This window comes from Burkholderia sp. BCC1993 (assembly GCF_905339865.1).
GTDB lineage: Bacteria > Pseudomonadota > Gammaproteobacteria > Burkholderiales > Burkholderiaceae > Burkholderia.
In genome coordinates, this window is sequence record NZ_CAJPGZ010000031.1 from 1 (window position 1) to 17172 (window position 17172).

At 60.8% G+C, this 17172-nt stretch carries 8 protein-coding genes and 3 pseudogenes; 9 read left to right on the plus strand and 2 right to left on the minus strand.

All coding sequences use genetic code 11. The features are described from left to right. Nucleotides 1-167, plus strand: a 167-nt coding sequence (locus U4Y91_RS35045; protein WP_321808944.1) for an integrase core domain-containing protein, incomplete at its 5' end; no start/stop codon positions are given. Nucleotides 168-170: 3 nt separating this feature from the next. Next, a pseudogene (locus U4Y91_RS35050) lies at nt 171-1180 on the plus strand (IS3 family transposase); the annotation flags it as partial. A gap of 28 nt (nt 1181-1208) precedes the next feature. On the opposite strand, the pseudogene U4Y91_RS35055 reads toward U4Y91_RS35050, so the two are convergent. After that, nucleotides 1209-1475 (minus strand): annotated as a pseudogene (locus tag U4Y91_RS35055) (hypothetical protein); the annotation flags it as partial. Between the two features lie 423 nt (nt 1476-1898). On the opposite strand from U4Y91_RS35055, the gene U4Y91_RS35060 reads away from it, so the two are divergent. The 7 genes from U4Y91_RS35060 to U4Y91_RS35090 all read left to right on the plus strand — a co-directional run bounded on the left by U4Y91_RS35060 (nt 1899) and on the right by U4Y91_RS35090 (nt 16820). Further along, complete coding sequence (locus U4Y91_RS35060) at nt 1899-10310, plus strand: DUF6883 domain-containing protein (protein WP_321808916.1); 8412 nt, start codon at nt 1899-1901, stop codon at nt 10308-10310. Continuing rightward, nucleotides 10307-10528, plus strand: coding sequence for a hypothetical protein (locus U4Y91_RS35065; RefSeq protein WP_321808917.1), 222 nt, complete (start codon nt 10307-10309; stop codon nt 10526-10528). The genes U4Y91_RS35060 and U4Y91_RS35065 overlap by 4 nt, the downstream gene beginning before the upstream one ends. A gap of 422 nt (nt 10529-10950) precedes the next feature. After that, nucleotides 10951-11823: a hypothetical protein gene (locus tag U4Y91_RS35070; protein WP_321808918.1), complete on the plus strand. Its 873-nt coding sequence runs from the start codon at nt 10951-10953 to the stop codon at nt 11821-11823. A gap of 77 nt (nt 11824-11900) precedes the next feature. After that, nucleotides 11901-13937, plus strand: a complete 2037-nt coding sequence (locus U4Y91_RS35075; RefSeq protein ID WP_321808945.1) for a filamentous hemagglutinin N-terminal domain-containing protein — start codon at nt 11901-11903, stop codon at nt 13935-13937. Between the two features lie 4 nt (nt 13938-13941). Continuing rightward, nucleotides 13942-14073, plus strand: coding sequence for a hypothetical protein (locus U4Y91_RS35080; protein ID WP_321808919.1), 132 nt, complete (start codon nt 13942-13944; stop codon nt 14071-14073). A 62-nt stretch (nt 14074-14135) separates the two neighbouring features. Continuing rightward, nucleotides 14136-15869: a ShlB/FhaC/HecB family hemolysin secretion/activation protein gene (locus U4Y91_RS35085; protein WP_415750529.1), complete on the plus strand. Its 1734-nt coding sequence runs from the start codon at nt 14136-14138 to the stop codon at nt 15867-15869. A gap of 96 nt (nt 15870-15965) precedes the next feature. Next, nucleotides 15966-16820, plus strand: coding sequence for a peptidyl-prolyl cis-trans isomerase (locus U4Y91_RS35090; protein ID WP_321808921.1), 855 nt, complete (start codon nt 15966-15968; stop codon nt 16818-16820). A 57-nt stretch (nt 16821-16877) separates the two neighbouring features. Here U4Y91_RS35090 and U4Y91_RS35095 read toward each other — a convergent pair. Next, nucleotides 16878-17123 (minus strand): annotated as a pseudogene (locus U4Y91_RS35095) (hypothetical protein); the annotation flags it as partial. Nucleotides 17124-17172 lie beyond the last annotated feature (49 nt).

A 17172-nucleotide genomic window follows, 5' to 3' on the forward strand; every position in this document is an offset into this window, starting at 1 on the left:
TCAGTCTCGACGATGCACGCAGGCGAATCGAAGCGTGGCGCATGGACTACAACTCGGTGCGTCCGCATAGTGCCCTGGGGCAACTGGCGCCGGACCAATTCCGGCAATTGCATCAACCGAAAATTGGCGAGTCCACTAACTTACGAATGGTGTACTCGGCGGGGTAAGGTCAGACGATCTACAACTGGCGGCAGCATTTCGGCGGCCTGGAGGCGGCCGACGTGAAGCGGCTCAAGCAGCTCGAGCAGGAGAACGCGCGACTGAAGAAGATGCTGGCGGAGCGTGATCTCGAACTGGACGTGATGAAAGAGATCAACGCAAAAAAGTGGTGAGCGCGCTCGCCCGACGCCAGCAGGTCACGTACGCGAAAGTGCGGGGCCTGTCGGAGCGACGTGCGTGCGCGCTGATGTCGGTGGCGCGATCTGCATTGCATTACGAATCGAAGCTCGCCGTGCGGGACGCACCGGTACTTGCGGCGATGAGCATTCTGTCGGCGCAGTATCCCCGCTACGGCTACCGTCGAATCCAGATTTTTCTGGAGCGGCAGGGTCACCCGATGAGCGCGGACCGGGCGTGGCGGCTATGGCGTCTTGCCGGCTTGCAGGTCCCGCGCAAGCGACCACGCAGGCGTGTGGCGGTTCGCCGTCCCCGGCCACAGCCGGCGACGGCGGCACGGCACGTCTGGGCGTACGACTTCGTCTTCGATGCATGTGCCAACGGCCAGCAGTTGAAGTGTCTGACGGTGATCGACGAGTACACGCGTGAATGTCTGGCGATCGATGTGGCTGGATCGATTCGCTCGGGCCGCGTCATCGAAGTCCTGTCCCAACTGGTCAGCGTTCATGGCGCGCCGCGCTACTTGCGTTCGGACAATGGCCCGGAGTTCGTGTCGCGGGCCATCCTGAAGTGGGCCGCGCAGAACAGCATGGAGATGGCGCTCAACGATCCCGGCAAGCCTTGGCAGAACGGCGCAGACGAAAGCTTCAACGGCAAATTCCGGGACGAATGCCTGAGCCTTGAGTGGTTTCGAACGCGCCCGGAAGCGAAGGTTGTGATCGAGCAGTGGCGACGTCACTACAATGCTATCCGACCGCATTCGAGTCTGGCATACCTGACGCCCGACGAGTTCAAGCAGCAGTATTGTTCAACTGAAGCAACCGAGGCCGTTCCTCAAGATTGAAATGGCTCGAAGAAATCAGGCAGGTCACGCGGGCGATGCCCCGCCCCATATGCTCCGGGTGGAAGAATAGCCAACCGGGCGTCGGGCGATCCGAATCCACTGACGTCCGGATCCAGAATCCGATGACCGTTCCTTCGGCTTCGGCGACGTAACCGATCGATCCTTCTATTACCTCCGGTGAGATCTCGAGATCCTGCTGCCACAAGTCGAGCCATTTCTCCGGATAACCCCAATGCGGCTCCGAACGAAAGTCAAGTCTGAGTTGATAGAACCCAACGCAGCACCTCGTAAAAATCGCAGGTGTCGTGTGAATCGACTGACGCCACGTATGCGTGTTACCCCCTGCCGCGAAAGGCCATTGCCTCTCAAGAGAGAGGTATCTGTCGAGTAGATTTTAGTTAACTGAAACCTTTTTTAACCTTTCTGTCCGATTCTAAGGCGCCGTATGGCCGATGTGGCTCGGCATGAAAGCCGTGACAGGCAAGGGCGTGCGTCGCTCCAGCCGAGAGCATCTTTCTTTTCGAATAAATCAATCTCAAAAATAATCAAGTGATTTCACATTTATCATGCTGCGGATCGTTTAATGTTCTATGCCTCAATCGTCGTGAAGGCGCTTTGTAACAACGCATTTGATGGTAAGTAATGTCATGACAATTGTTGACCATCTTTCGGTTTTGGCTGTGCGAGCATCTGCTGAAAATTCCGAGTGAGACCAACCATGCGCCGACTGATGCGCGAAATAGAAGCTCGGCGCGTTCAACGGGGAACGGCCAAACAGAAAATTATCTTCGATCAAGCTTCGCTGAAAAGCGAAGAGCATGCGCTTTGGGTCAAGGCGACCGCATGGGTCATGTCGGTCGTGATGTATCTCAGCCCCGCAGCGCTTCTGATCGACCAAACTGCGCATGCTGCGCCGATCATCGATCCGCGCGCGCCGATCCCGTTTCAGCCGACGGTGACCGCGACTAGCTCGGGCGTCCCCGCTATCAATATCCCGGCGCCGAACTCCAATGGTGTGAGTCTCGGACAGTATCAGTCGTTCAACGTGGGACCCGAAGGCCTCGTGCTGAATAACAGCACGATTCCGGGTACGCCTCTGCTGGGCGGTACGCTTGGCGCGAACCCGAATCTGAACGGTCGACCTGCGTCGTTGATCATCAACCAGGTCACGTCGAACAATATCGCGGTACTGAACGGACCGCTCGAGACCTTCGGTGCTGCGGCGCCGATCGTGATCGCGGCTCCCGGCGGGATATCGACAAACGGGTTGTCGCTGACGAATATCCCGAATCTCACGCTGACGACCGGCACGCCACAATTCATCACAGGCATCGGTGGCACACCGACCGATTTCGCACATGCGGGTGCGGTCGCGTACGACGTTCGATCCGGCAACATTTCGATCAACGGACCGGCAGGCGTAAACGGCCCGGGAGCAGGGATAGAAGGGACGGTGGGGAATATCGACCTGATCGGGCAAACGGTGACGTTGGCGGCCCCGATCCGCGCGGATCAGCGCATCAACGTTGTGACAGGCAACCAGCTCGTCACTCCGACCACAACTGGCAATACCGGCACCGCATACGGTACTGCAGCAAACGGCTTGCGGAACAACGTCACGGCCATTCAGACGCCGAACGGCCTGGCGATCGACGCGAACCAGTTTGGATCGGTCACCGCTGGGCAGGTTTATATCGTTCAAACCGCGGCTGGTCTTGGCGCCAACATGCAAGGTCCGCTGACCGCGACGGCGGGGAACGTCGTCGTCAATTCGAACGGCGACGTCACGGTCGGTCAAACGTTTGCCAGCCAGAACGTGAATCTGACGAGCGCGGGCAACACGACGATCAACGGCACCGGGCTCGCGAACCAGAATTACACGGTCAACGCAAACGGCGACATCAGCGCGCCGGGTTCGGTGTCGGCCGGGCAGAACGTCGCGATGACCGCAGGCGGCAATCTGAATGCCGCCTCGGTTGCCGCGAATGGAGAGGCCAGTCTCACGGCCGGTCAATCGATGTCGATCGGTTCGCTCTCCGCGCACGATATTGCGCTGCAGACGACCAACGGCGATCTCACGGTAGGCGGCTTGAGTGCACCGGGCACGGTATCGGCGAAGGCGGGGCGGGATCTGACGGTCAACGGGGCGGTGCAGGGCGGCAGCACGGTCGCGCTGACGGGCGCACGTAACGCGACCGTCAACGGCCAGGTGTCGGGCGTGGGCGACACCACGATTGCCGCGAAGATAGGTTCGGCGACCGTGAATGGCAACGCGCTGTCGAATGGAGCGCTGTTGGTGACGGCAGGCCAGAATGCGGCCGTCGGCGGCACGGTGCAGGCTCAGGGGCCGGTATCGATTGCGGCGAATGCCGGCTCGATTACGGGCCAAGGGAACGTCACGTCGTCGCAGGGCGCAGTGAACCTGAATGCCGGTCAGGCGATCGGGCTGAATGGCGCGGTGCAGAGCGGCAGCACGGTCAACGCGACGGCCGGTACGAACGCGAGTTTCGGCGGGACGGTATCCGCACCGGGCGCGGTGACGATTCAGGCCGGGCAGGATACGACGCTCGGCGGCGACATTACGAGCGGCGGAAATCTGAGCGTAACGTCGGGCGGCAATACGAACGTGCTGGGCACGGCCGCGTCGATCGGCGACATGACGCTCGCGGCCAACGGCGGATCGCTCTCGACCACCGGCAACGTGGTGTCGCTCGGCGCATTGAATGCCAGCGGCAAGCAGGGCGTTAGCTTGGGCGGTACGGTCTACAGCGGCGGCAACGCATCGATCGGTTCGAGCGCGGGAAGCGTCTCGGTCGCGGGTGCGGTGTCGACGCCGGGCGCGGTGACCATCAATGCCGGGCAGGACGCAATGGTCGCCGGCACCATCCAGAGCGGTCAGAGCACGACGATCGCCGCCGCGCGCGATGCAAACCTGAACGGTGGTCTCGCGGTCAGCAATACCGGTAACGTCAGCGTGACGGCGGGCCGCGACATCAACGGAACGGGTGGGCTCAGCGTCGCGAACGACACGACGCTCAATGCCGGCAACAACATCGCGATCTCCGGCGCGATTCAGACCGGCAACAATCTCAGCGCGACGGCCGGTCAAAATCTGTCGGTCGGTGCGACGACGGCGGTCGGCACCAGCACGCTGACCGCGACCAACGGCAGCGCGACGCTCATTGGAGATACCCTTTCGGGCGGGACGACGACGATCACGGCTGGCACGGACCTCAATGCGCAAGGCAGCGTCAAGAGCCTGGGCGATCTGAGCGCGAATGCGAAGGCGGGCAACCTGATGGTGGCCGGTCCGGTCTCGATGGCTGGGAACGCGACGCTAAACGCCGGTCAGAACTTGACGCTTAACGGCCAGACGACCGCCTCGAAAGATGCGAGCCTGACGGCGACCAACATGACGACGCAGGGCGTTGCAGTTGGCGGCAATCTGAACGCGACGGCAACGAACAACCTCGACACCTCGGCGGGTCAGCTCAATCAGCCGTTCAGCGCCACCGCACCGGCCTTGTCGGTGGGCGGTAACGCGACGCTGTCGGGCGCGAACGTGACGACAGCGAACGCGGTGGTGGGCGGCACGACGCTGATCACCGGCACGCAGAGCATCACGACGGGCGGCTTCGCAGCGTTCAAGGGTGACGCGACGCTGGCCGGTGGCACGGTATCGAACGTCGGTACGCAGATGGCGGCCGGCAACCTGAATGTGTCGGGCACGAGCGTCACGAACACGGGCAGCCTGTCATCGCTGCAGACGGCGAATGTCACTGCGGCGACCCTCAATAACGCCGGGACCATCTACGGGCCGACCGCAAATTTCAACGTGTCGGGCGCGACGACCAACTCGGGTGGTTTGCTCGCGACCAACGCGCTGAACTTGACGACCGGCAGCCTGAGTAACGCGAGCGGTCTCATTTACTCGGGCGACGTCAACAATCCGACCGCCGTAGTCGGCAACACGACCGTGACGGTGACGGGCGGCAATGGCTCGTTCGACAATACCAATGGTCGGATTTTCGGGCAAAACGTTGCAACGCTGAACCTGCCGAACCAGACGCTCGATCCGTCGGTAGCCAGTTATGGGACCGTCAACGGCGGTAACGGCTTGAACCTGTCCGCGCAGTCGGTGAGCAATTCCGGGACGTGGACGCTGCCGGGAACGGCCGTCACGGTCTCGTCAGCCAACGGCATCAACAACGCCGGCACGATCAACCAAGGCGCGGGTTCACTGACGCTGAACGGCGCGGTGGGCAACACGGGTGCAATCAACGGCAACGACCTGACGATCAACGGAACGCTCGCCAACGCGGCGAGCGGTACGGTCACGGCCAATGACGGGTTCACGCTGAACGGTTCGGGCACGAACGCCGGCACGGTGCAGGCGGCTAACACGCTGACGATTACGGGATCGAGCTACGACAACGCGGGCGGTACCACGAAGGCGGGCAATAGCAACAGCCCGGCCGGCAGCGGTAACGCGACGATCAATCTGAGTGGTGATCTCGGGAACGCAGGCGGCACCCTGACCGCGACGAACGATCTGTCGATCACGGCAAACAACGTCAACAATACTGCCGCAGCGTCGGTCACGACGACCACGACCACGAAGACGGTCGACAACGCGGGGCTATTGATGGCCACGCAGATCGGCACCGAAACGATCTATGCGATCTATAACCTCGGCAAGGACGGCGGAACACTGACCCTTTCGCAGGCAACGCTGCCGGCCACGCTCGGCGGGCTCTTGTCGACTGGGGGTGAGCAGCCGACCAACACGACCGTTTGGTCGACACAGGTCAACCGTCTGACCTATCAGGGTTGGGGGGATCCATCGTCACCGGTTGCGACGTCGGGATCGGTCCAGTTCGCACTCGTGCCCACGAGCAATGCGCCTCGCGGCGCCATCTGGGTGATCCAGTCGCCGTCGACGCCGGTTTCGGGCGCAACGGCGGTCCAGACCTTGGCTTTGCCGACGGTCACCGAGACCACCACTACGACCGGCGCGTCCGTTACGCCTTCGATCATTGCGGCCGGCCACGACCTCACGCTGACCGCCAATACGCTTAACAACCAGAGCGGGACCGTAAGCGCTGGCCGCGATGCCAACGTGGATGTGCAGCAGCTCCAGAATGGCGGTTCGAGTTTCACATCGTCTGTGACGGACACGGTTGATGCTGCTTCTCTGAATGCGTTCCTGACGTCGTTGCAGACATTGCAGAAATCCGGACCGATTGGCGTGGCTGGCACGGCGAATCCGGATGGCACGTACCAGTGCGTTGGGGGAAGCTGTCTGGTTGGCACGCCGACACCACCGGCCACATACACGATCAGTGCGCCGGGTACGGTACAACTGAAAACAGTCTCGTCGAGCACTACGACGCAAGGAGCCGTCGGGCAGATCCTCGCCGGTAATAATCTGAATCTGTCAGGCGGCAACCTGACCAATGCCGGTACGCTGTCTGCGGCCAACGATGTGAACGTGAAGGCAGCCAGCTTCACGAATCAAGGCTCGAACGTCGGCTCGAAAACCGTCACGGCGGGATGTGCATCCGGTTTTTCCAACGCAGGCTGTTCGTCACTGATCACGACTAATCCGAACTCGGAGACATACAGCTACCAGCAGACCAACAGTAACGTAACGGCAGGTCACGACATCGTCATTGCAGCGACCCAAGTCAATAACACGTATGGCAATCTGGTCGCTGCACACGACATCGTGATCGGCGGTGCGGGCACGACGGCTAACGCTACGACGCAAGCATCGAGCGTCAGCAACACCTCGGGTGCGATCGAGGCGGGTAACAATGTCAATCTCAACGCCGCGGTAGTCACGAACACGATTGCCGCGCCGGTCACGGTTCATCAAAACTACGGCACCGCTTCGCCATACACGGGATGCGGGCAGAACTGCGAAGCATATATCGAAGTACAGTCTGCCAAGCCGTCGACGATCACCGCGAACAATAACCTGTCGATCACGGCGGGCGTGTTCAGCAATACGGGTAGTCTTGTCGCGGCGCTGAATACCGCGACGATCAATGCCAGCTCGAGCGCGTCCAGCGACAACCAGTATCTGCACGCGTACTGGACGGGCAATCCGGCCGGTATTCGCACGTGGGGCTGCCAAGGTTCAGCCGCGACCTGCCAGAATCTGTACGGCGGTGCTTTCAGCCTCGGCGATGCGCAGGCTGCCCCCGGCTTGCCGTCGAACGTCGGTCTGTCGGATTTCGTGCCGGCTACGATTCAAGCGGGCAACTCGCTGTCGGTGAATTCGCCGACGCTCACCAACACCGGTAACGTGATCGGTCAGACCATCGCGCTGACTGGCTCGCAGCTCGTCAACGGCATCACGAATCCGAACGTCTTTACACCGCCGCCTGTCGTGTCGGGACAGGTGATTTCATTGGGGCCGGTAACGACACCGAGCGGCGTGGCGACGTCCGTCAACGCGTTCGGACGGGTCGTCGACGCTAATGGTCAGCCTACGTCGGTGACAGGTGCGACCGGTTTGCCGGTGAACACACCGATCGGCACACGGACCGTCGGCATGCCGGTAGCGCCGATCGTCACGCAGGCGAATACGCCGCTGAGCACGACCGTCAAGACGATCTCGGGGCAAACCACGACGGTCACGTACCTGACGAACAACCCAGCTGTGCAGGTCGTGGACACGGTTTCGTCGGCGTCGCTGATTGCCAATCTGCCGGCGAATCTGCAGCCGGGCAGTGTCCCGTTCTATTACGACCCGTATACGGAGAATCAGCAGATCGAGCAGGCGGCGCTGCAGGCGACCGGTAAGAGCAGTTTCTATAGCACGACGAGCGCTACGGATAGCACGAGTCAGGCGTCGATCGCCAATCAGGACAAGGCGGCACTTTACGGTGCGGCACTGGAGTACGCGAAGGACCACAACATCGCGCTCGGCACGCATTTGTCGGACGCACAGCTGGCGATGGTCGATCATCCGATGCTCTGGTATGTCGAGCAGTCGGTGCCGGAGCCAGGTTGCAGCACGACCGGTGGCGCGACGTGCCCGACGGTGCAGGCGTTGATGCCGGAAGTGCTGTTGCCGAAGAACTTCGCGGTGGTGAACGCCGACGGTGAGATTACGGGCACCAACGTCACGCTCAACTATGCGAACAGCATCCTGAATACGGGGACCGTCACGGCGCAGAACCTGACGGTCAATACGAATTCGCTGACCAACGAGCAACGTTCGACGAACGTCGGCACGATTTATCAGACCGGGCAGGACGGCGTGCTCCTGCAAACCACGGGCACCGTGGTGCAGCAAGGCGGTTTCATGTCGGCCGCCAACTATCAGCTCAATGCGCAGTCGATCGCGCAGATCGGCGGGGCGCTGCAGCAGGTCAATGCCGACGGCAGCGTGAATCAGGCCGCAACGCAGCAGATGCTGTCCGACCTGAAGACGAAGCTCGGCGGAAATTTTTCGCAGCAGACGGTCAGCGACAACCTGCATACGGATGTTGTCGACGGCGACGCGTGGTACGACCAGCTCTTCATGACGGCGGTCATTACCGGACTGTCGATCATGTCGGGGATGGCGGCATCGGCCGCGATCGGGGCGATGGCGTCCGCAGCGTCGGGAACGACGTTTGCGGCGGCGGTGCCGGCGAGCACATCGACGATCGCGATTGGCGCGACGCAAGTGACGGTGACGACGGCGGCGGTTGGTGCGGGCACGGCCAACGTCGCGTTGTCGGCCGCTTTCGCCGGCATGATGAACAGCACGATGAGCCAGCTGAATGCCGGTGGCGCATTCAGTGTCGGGAAGATGCTTGAAACCGGGGGCGTTGCTGGGTTCACGGCCGGCCTGACTAACGGCATTACGTTTGACGGCGGCACTCCGGGCTGGTCGTGGAGTGCTTCGCCGAACAGTCTCGCGTCGCTGGCGGGCGTGCAGTCGGTGGGCAATACGCTCGTGCCGCAGGCCGGTGCAGCAACGGGTGCGTTGCCGACAACGATCGGTGCGCTAGCAGCCGAGTCGGTTCTACAAGCCGGCGTGCAGACGGCGATCGAGGGCGGCAGTTTCCTGACCAATCTGCGCAACAGTGCGGTATCGAACGTAGCGGCAGCAGCGGCGTTCGCGATCGGCAATGCGGCAAGCGTACAAGGGTCTCCTATCGAGGTCGGCACGCCAGGCTACTGGCTTGCTCACGCCGCGCTTGGTTGTGCTGCTGGAGCCGCATCGGGACAGGGCTGTGGTGGTGGTGCGATTGGCGGGGCCGTGAGCGCGGCGTTCTCGCCGGATGTGGTGAAGGCGATTGATCCGACGGGCGCGCCGCTTGATGCTGGTCAGCAGGCGGTACTCGCAGCGTTCGCAACGCTTGCTGGTGGTGGCCTTGCTGGTCTCGCCGGTCAGAATGCGATGGCCGGTGCGACCGCTGCGCAGAACGAGGCGCTGAACAACACGGGGGGCCATGCGGCCGACGCAACGAAAAAAGGCGGCCTGCTGAGCGCGGTCGGCACGTGGCTGCAGAATACCTACGGCGATCCGCTTGGCTCCTTCAAGAACTGGGGCAACCAGTTTGTAGGGCTGATGCAGGCCAACAACGGACAGACGCCCCCGTCCGATCCGGATCCGCTGGTGCAGGCTAACAACGGCAATCCACCGACCACCGGAGCCTCGCCGGTGACGCCAGCGGTGCCCATATGCGATCCGCCGATTTGCACGATGGTGCCGGGATCACCGGGCACGCCGAGTAATGCGATTCTGGCGAGCGGTAGTAGCGACAGCGGTTCAGGCGGCACGAACGGTCATGGTTCCACAAACAACGTCGGATTCGATACATCAAATCTTGAAAGCAAGTTGAACGGTTACTTGTTGGACCCGACACATCCTCAGAATCAAACTAAGGCGAACTGGTTCAGTCAGGCGCTGGGTTTCGACCAGAGCAACTGGCAAGATTTGGCTAAACAGTTGTACTTTGATACGGCCACTGCAGTGCAGACGAAGACTACGCAATACGGACAAACTTACGAACAGGTCATCCCGATCAAAGGAACTAACGGAAAAACTATAGAGACGACGTTTGTCTTCATGAAAGACAATTCCGGAATGGTGCGACTCGTGACAGGAATCCCTGCGAAAAAATGAATGCGATGAAAGAAAACGACACGTTTGCGTTGTCGAAGCCCGTTGAGGCAACAGTCATTGGGGAGCACCGAACTGTGGTGCTGCCACTCGGAACCGTTGTGACCGTAGTGTTGGTGTTCGGCGACCCGACTTCGCCCGCAGGCTACGAAGTGGAAGCCTTCTTGCCGAAGGACGATGCCTATGCGTTGGCAACTGTTGAGGCTCGTGACCTTGGGTAATTTGTTGCCACAAACAACGCGAAAAACGGGACGACATTTGATCAATTTGAAGAGGATGAGGTTGATGTGTCGATAGTTTCGGAAGTTATCGAGGCTCTTGATGTTCGGATTCTCGAATTGCAACGGAAGGGAAGCTGTAACATTGAATTTGTATATCGTTGGACCGCTGAAAAGCAGCCGCTTACAACTAGAGTTTCGACGGAAACGCTCGTTTTGGAGTTGAAGGGTTTTCGAGGGTTTCTTGCTGCTGCTTTAAATAAAAATCTCGGGGTCGTATTTTCCCTCTGAATAAAAATTCAATCTTTATGACTCTATTTGGTGTTGCGGTTCGATTTCCGAGTATTTGATGTAATGTCACGAGCAAGGGGGATTATTTTGGTGCAACTTGCGATTCGACAGTGGCCGATAACGATGGGTGAAGAATGACAAATATTGGGATGAAAGCGAGGATTCGGGTTCGTGGCTCCATTGCGATTACCGTGCTGAGTTTGCTACTTGGTGCGTGCGCATCGAAACCCCCTTACGATTTCGATGCGCAAAAAATGTCAACGGTCAAGACCATTGCGGTCGATGTGTCGAGGCCCACGGCATATTTTGCCGTTACGGCCGGGGGGCCGGTATTCGTTCCGATTCCTGGCGTGGGCCTGTTGGCTGCGGCTGTCGGCGGGGCAATCGCCGGCGGGACGGCGGCCGTATCGACTCGTACCAACAAGGATTTCAACGATCTCGTCAAGAGTGAGCTTGGCGATACCGGACTGAACCGCAAGTACATCGAGGCACTGGAGGCCGAGCTACGAGCGCAAGGCTACCAAGTGAAGGAAGTCAACCTTGCTCAGGCTGGCATGCCCAAAATTGCAGGAGATTGGCTGCATCCGACGTTGAAGGGTGACGCGTATACGGGAGCGGATGCGATTCTAATTGCGCCGGCTACTACCGGTTATGGCGCACAAGGGCTGGGTTGGCCATATGTTCGATCGGTTAACAGCCAAATTCGAATTTTTTCGGCGGCAACGTTTGAACCAATTTTTTCGCAGAATATATTTCTCCCGATTCCTACTCATCTGAATCCGACCTCCGGTGGTGGCGGCGTCAATAAAAATACCGGCTCTAACTCCGCCTCGGATGTCAAGGACAATGGTCCTTTTGTATATCCTTTCTATGCCGACCTGGTGAAGGATCTGCCCAACGCCATCAAGGGAATCGATGAAGCACTCATGAGCTTCGTCCCACAGTTCCGCACCGCGTTACTATCCGGCCGCGGAATAACTCGATCCGCCAGCGCAAGCCAGAAGTAAGAAAACGCCGGGATGACATGATGAAAGTCAACGGAATCGAGCGATTCGTGCGCGCCAAGCATCTCTCAATACTGCTAATGATCTCATGTCCGGCTTGGCAGAATGCTGTATTCGCCGGAACCATCGTTCCAGATGGTGGTACGGCGACGTCTGTTTCGGTGGGCGCAGGTGGCCGCCAAACGGTCAATATTGCTCCTTCGGTCGGTGGTGTCTCGAACAATACCTACTCGTCGTTCAACGTCTCGAAAGCCGGCGCGGACCTCAGCAACGTCGGCATCAACGCGCGCACGATCGTCAATCAGGTAACGAGCACGAATCCGTCGCTCATCCAGGGCAACATCAACGTTCTCGGACCGCGTGCGAACGTCATTTTGGCCAATCCGAATGGCGTGACGGTTGACGGCGGAAGCTTCACGAACACCGGCCACGTCGTGCTGTCGACGGGCCAGGTGAGCTTCGCCGACGTGGCGCTGGCACCCGGCACGGTGCAGCGCAACGTCGTGTTGAACACGGATCGCGGCACAATCACGATCGGTGCAGGCGGCCTGACGGGCAATCTCATCGGTCTCGATCTGGTCGCAAAGCAACTGGCCGTGAACGGACCGGTGACGAATACTTACGACAACAAGACCGGTGTGCCCAGTTTTGTCCGCGGCACCGTCGGCAGCAGCACCACGAGCTGGAACGGGGGCATGTCGCCAACCGATAACGGCCACGACTGGCTGATCGGTATGACCTCCCCCAGAGCGGCAAGCAACGCGCTCGCGGTCGACATCACGGCCGCCGGCGGACTCACGGCCGGCCGAGTGGAACTGATCATCACCGATCAGGGCGCCGGCGTGCGCAGCCTCGGCAAGCTCTACGCAAATGCGGGCGATGCCGTGGTCACGTCAACCGGCGACGTCACGATCGCCGACAACCAGGTCTTCGGCGCACACGACTTCTCGATCTCGACGACCGGCGCAGTAACGCTACAGGGTGCCCAACTGAACGCCGGGAACAACGTGACGGTACACGCTGGCTCGATTTCGCTCTCTGACGACGCAGCCGGCCCGTCGACGCTGAGTGCAAACAACGCCGTCAACCTGACGAGCAGCGGCACCATTACGAACGTCGGCAGCGTGATCCAGGCCGGTACGACGGCAAACGGCACACCTTCCGGGGGCGACCTGACGCTGAGCGCGGCTGGCGATATTCTCAACGGATCGAGCGACGGCAATCAGGGCATCATTTTCTCGGCCAACGGCAAGACATCGCTGACTGCGGGCGGGAACATCATCAACGATAACGCGCGCATCGCATCGAACGGTGGCATGAGCCTGACGGCGGCCGGCGACGTGCTGAACGTCATCGATCATTCGGGTGGCACGAATGGCGGCCAGCCAACCGCCTATACGGATCGCGGTGGCAGCTTCCTGTTCTTCACGCATTCGACGACGGGGGTCAACGTCGACTACGGGACCGTCAATCGCCCCGATCAAATTGCCTACCTCGCGACGACCAGCGGGCCGTTGACGATCACCGGACGCAACGTAACGAATTCGGGCGGTGTCATTCAAGCGACTGGCGGCGATGTCACCATTACGGCGCAGAACGCGTTCACGAATGCGGCGGTGTTCTCGGGGAAGGCGAACTATTCGCGCAGCTGCTGGATCTTTTGTCACGCCAACGCGTCGAGCAACGTCACGCCCTACGGCGGCACGATTCAGGCGAGCGGCGATTCGCAATCCAGGGCGGGCGGCAACATCTCGATCAAGAGCGGCACAGTCGCGCGCAACGTCGGTGGCAATGTCTTTACGACGGGTGACATCAAGGTCGACGCGCCGATCACCTACGCGCAGGGGGTGACCGGATATTCGGCGATCAATCAAGACCGCGGCTTCAAGGCCTTCTTCGGCAGCACGTGGGCGCAGTTGATCGCGATGGATATCGGCGGCGGCTTCGCCGCGAATGGACAGGTCTTTCTGACCGGAGACGGCGTGATCGACGGCGGCTCGTTCAGCGGCGCAAAGGGAGTGACGGCTACTGGCGGCATCACTACCGTGCGTGCGCCGTCGAGAACGCCGGTTTCGATCGATCAGCATTTGGGCCTGACGACGTGGTGGTGGCGTTAAGCGAATGAGCTATCGAACGAAAAATCGCCTCGAAATGGGCGTCGCCGCCTTTCTGGCAATCACGGTCGTATTCGCCGCATCGATGAGCGGCGCCGCCAGAACCGCTCGCGGGTTTCCGCACGCACAACAACGATGAAAGCACCCGTCTTCCTTCGATACAAGTTGCCGCTGCTGGTCGCGAGCCTCGCGGCATGGTACATGCCGGCGCATGCGCAATCGGTGCCTCCGGCGGCACGACCGGTGCAGGACCCCGCGCAACTGATCATCGAACAGCAGCGTGAACAGGCGCGCCAGCGTCAGCTCGAGCAACCGCCGCCTTCGGTGACGATCCCGCCGCCGGCCGATACGACGCTCGATGTTCCGCCCGGTACACCGGTCGACGCGATCGTCGAAAGTGGTCCGACATTTCGGGTCGGGGAGATCCTGCTGCAATCGGCCGACGGTAAGCCGTTCGAGTCGCCCGGCGGCATGTCGCGCGCGAAACTCGATGCCGTCGTCGCTGGGTTTGCGAATCACGAGCTCGGCACGCACCGCATCAATGTACTGTTGAAGCGTCTGACTGACACCTTTGTCTCGTCAGGTTACGTGACGACCCGCGCGCTGCTCGGCCCGCAGAATTTGTCGTCCGGCACCCTTCGGGTCACGATCCAGGTCGGTCACATCTCGGGTTTTGTGGTCAACGGGCAGCCGATACATCGCCTCAAGCCCGGTGAAGCGTCGGCAGGCGGTGGCTGGCTCACCGACGTCGGTTATGCAAATGCGTTCCCTGTGTCGTCCGGCGACCCGCTTCGTCTGTCGGACATCGATCAAGGTGTCGCGCAGATCAACCGCCTGCGCCGCAATCAGGCTGCGGTGCAGATCCTGCCGGGCCAGAATGCCGGCGATTCGGTTGTCGCGATCGACAACAAGCCCGGCGACCGGCTGTATTTCAATCTCGGTGTCGACAACTACGGCAGTTCGGCAACGGGCGTTACGCGCTATCGGGCCGGTGTCGAAGCAAACAACCTGATCGGGCTGCAGGAATCACTGAGTCTCAACTTCCTTGACACTCAGGACAGCAACGCACTGGTAGGATCGTTCGCCGTGCCGTTCGGGCGCAATACCTTCAGCTACACGATCGCGGATTCGGAATACCAGCAACTGATCGGCTCGACGGCGCTGCTGTATGGCCGCACGCTGTCGCATATTTTCGGCTGGAACTATCTGGTCGGCAGAACGGCAAGCGACATCACCAGCATTGACACGACGCTGTCGTGGCGGCGCACCGACCGGACCATCAACGGGGCAGACCTCGATCCGCAGCGCGTCGCCGTGCTCCGAATCGGCGGGAACTGGCTGCACAAGTTCGTGATGAACGACGCGCAGGGGAATTTCACCGTCAATGGCGGCGTGTCGCAGGGCCTGCCGTGGTTCGGTGCAAACCACGACGAGCACGGCATCGCGCGCGACGCGGCGCATAGTCAGTTCACCAAGCTCGATGCGACAGCAACGGTTACGTTGCCGCTGCCGAAGTTGAATGGTGCGGTGCTGGTGTACCGGGGCGTATTGGGCGGCCAGTACACGAATACGGCCCTGTACGGCTCGGAGCAGCTCTACCTCGGCGGCATGGATACGATCCGGGGCTTTCGATCGGGTGAGATCGCGGGGGACCGTGGCCTCTATGCGCGTAACGAGTTCGCGTGGGTGAACGTTCCGATGTGGAAGGAAGGCCGTATCGAGCCGTACATATTCCTCGATGCCGGCAAGACGAGCCTGATCGGTGCATCGGGCTTCCCGACGCTCGCCGGCATCGGGGCCGGCCTGCGCGCCCAATGGCAGTGGCGCAAGCAGTCGCTTTCGGGAGAGGTGCTGGTCGGTCGCGCACTGACGCAGCCGGCGGCACTCGGCAACAAGGCGACACTGGTACTCGGCACCTTGAACTGGTTTTACTAGAGCGAGTTTGGTCGTGTCCGATTACCCCTCAGTTTCGGACACTTTGCGCAGCGGCCGAGGTTGCTGTGCCTTCTTATACAAGCAGGAGCATCAAGCATGCAAACGACGTTCAACCGAATTCTGATCGCGACGACGATTGCCTGGCAATTGGCGCTGCCTGTCCAGGCGCAAGCACAAACTTCGGCGTTGCCCGCGGGTGTCGTCGCAACGGTGAACGGTACACCGATCACCAAGGCCGAGGTCGACGCCGTGTTGCAGGCATCGCGCCAGCCCGATACGCCGCAGTTTCGCCAAGCGATCAAGAATCAACTGATCGCGCGCGTGCTGATTCAGCAAGCGGCCGACAAAGCGAGCTACGGCAGCAAGCCCGAAGTGCAGGCGGCCATGCGGCTTGCGAAATCGACTGCCGAGACGCAACTGTTCGTGCGCGATAACGTGAAGCCGGAGCCGGTCTCCGATGCACAAGTGAAGGCGCGGTACGATGAAATCGTTGCGTCCCTCGGAAAAGAGGAGGTCAAGCCGCGCATCATCGTGACGAAAGATGCGGCGACGGCTGCGACAGTGCTGGCCGGCCTGAAAGCGGGTCAGTCGTTCGACGCACTGGCTCGACAGTACAGCCAGGCGCCGACTGCTGCGGCCGGCGGTGAGCTGCCGTGGCTGAGCTTCAAGACGCCGGTGACAGACGGGAATACGCAAGGGTTGCCGCTCGCCGTTGCACAGGCGATTACGCAATTGCCCGCAGGCGGTGTGACGCCGCAGTCGATCGCGCTTGGCAATGACGTGAATGGCCCACGCGCGATCGTTAAGGTCGATGCGAAGCGACCGACGCAGGTGCCATCGTTTGACGCTGCGAAGGCGACGATTCAGCAGCAGTTGCAAGCGTTGGCGCTCGAGAAGGCGACGGCGAATTTCGTCGGTGGACTGATGAAGAATGCAACGATTCAACAATAAACGTCGTCACCAGAATGGCGCAAAAGCGCCCGAATCGACGACCACGTAGCAAGGCTGAGCTATAAAAGTCAGAAAGCAGGTGAGCACGATCGCCGCCGTGCACCATGCAGATGGTCCGGCACCTGCGACGAACTGGCCGGCGGCCGCGATCGCCGTGACGACCGACCAGATGAGCCACGTGAACAGATGCGGGCGAACGGTGCGCCGGTAGATCGCGAGCGCGTACGGAATCGCTGCCAGCAGGGACACGGCAGATCCGACGATACCGGGCACCGAAGCGGCACCCTGATCGACAGTCAGCATCGAAGTGCTCTTGTTCGCATGTGCCGGTCAGTATGTGGTCAGGCAGCGC

Coding starts and splice junctions, on each gene's coding strand:
- U4Y91_RS35060 (WP_321808916.1), top strand. CDS start 1,899: ATGCGCCGACTGATGCGCGAAATAGAAGCTCGGCGCGTTCAACGGGGA.
- U4Y91_RS35065 (WP_321808917.1), top strand. CDS start 10,307: ATGAATGCGATGAAAGAAAACGACACGTTTGCGTTGTCGAAGCCCGTT.
- U4Y91_RS35070 (WP_321808918.1), top strand. CDS start 10,951: ATGACAAATATTGGGATGAAAGCGAGGATTCGGGTTCGTGGCTCCATT.
- U4Y91_RS35075 (WP_321808945.1), top strand. CDS start 11,901: ATGATCTCATGTCCGGCTTGGCAGAATGCTGTATTCGCCGGAACCATC.
- U4Y91_RS35080 (WP_321808919.1), top strand. CDS start 13,942: ATGAGCTATCGAACGAAAAATCGCCTCGAAATGGGCGTCGCCGCCTTT.
- U4Y91_RS35085 (WP_415750529.1), top strand. CDS start 14,136: ATGCCGGCGCATGCGCAATCGGTGCCTCCGGCGGCACGACCGGTGCAG.
- U4Y91_RS35090 (WP_321808921.1), top strand. CDS start 15,966: ATGCAAACGACGTTCAACCGAATTCTGATCGCGACGACGATTGCCTGG.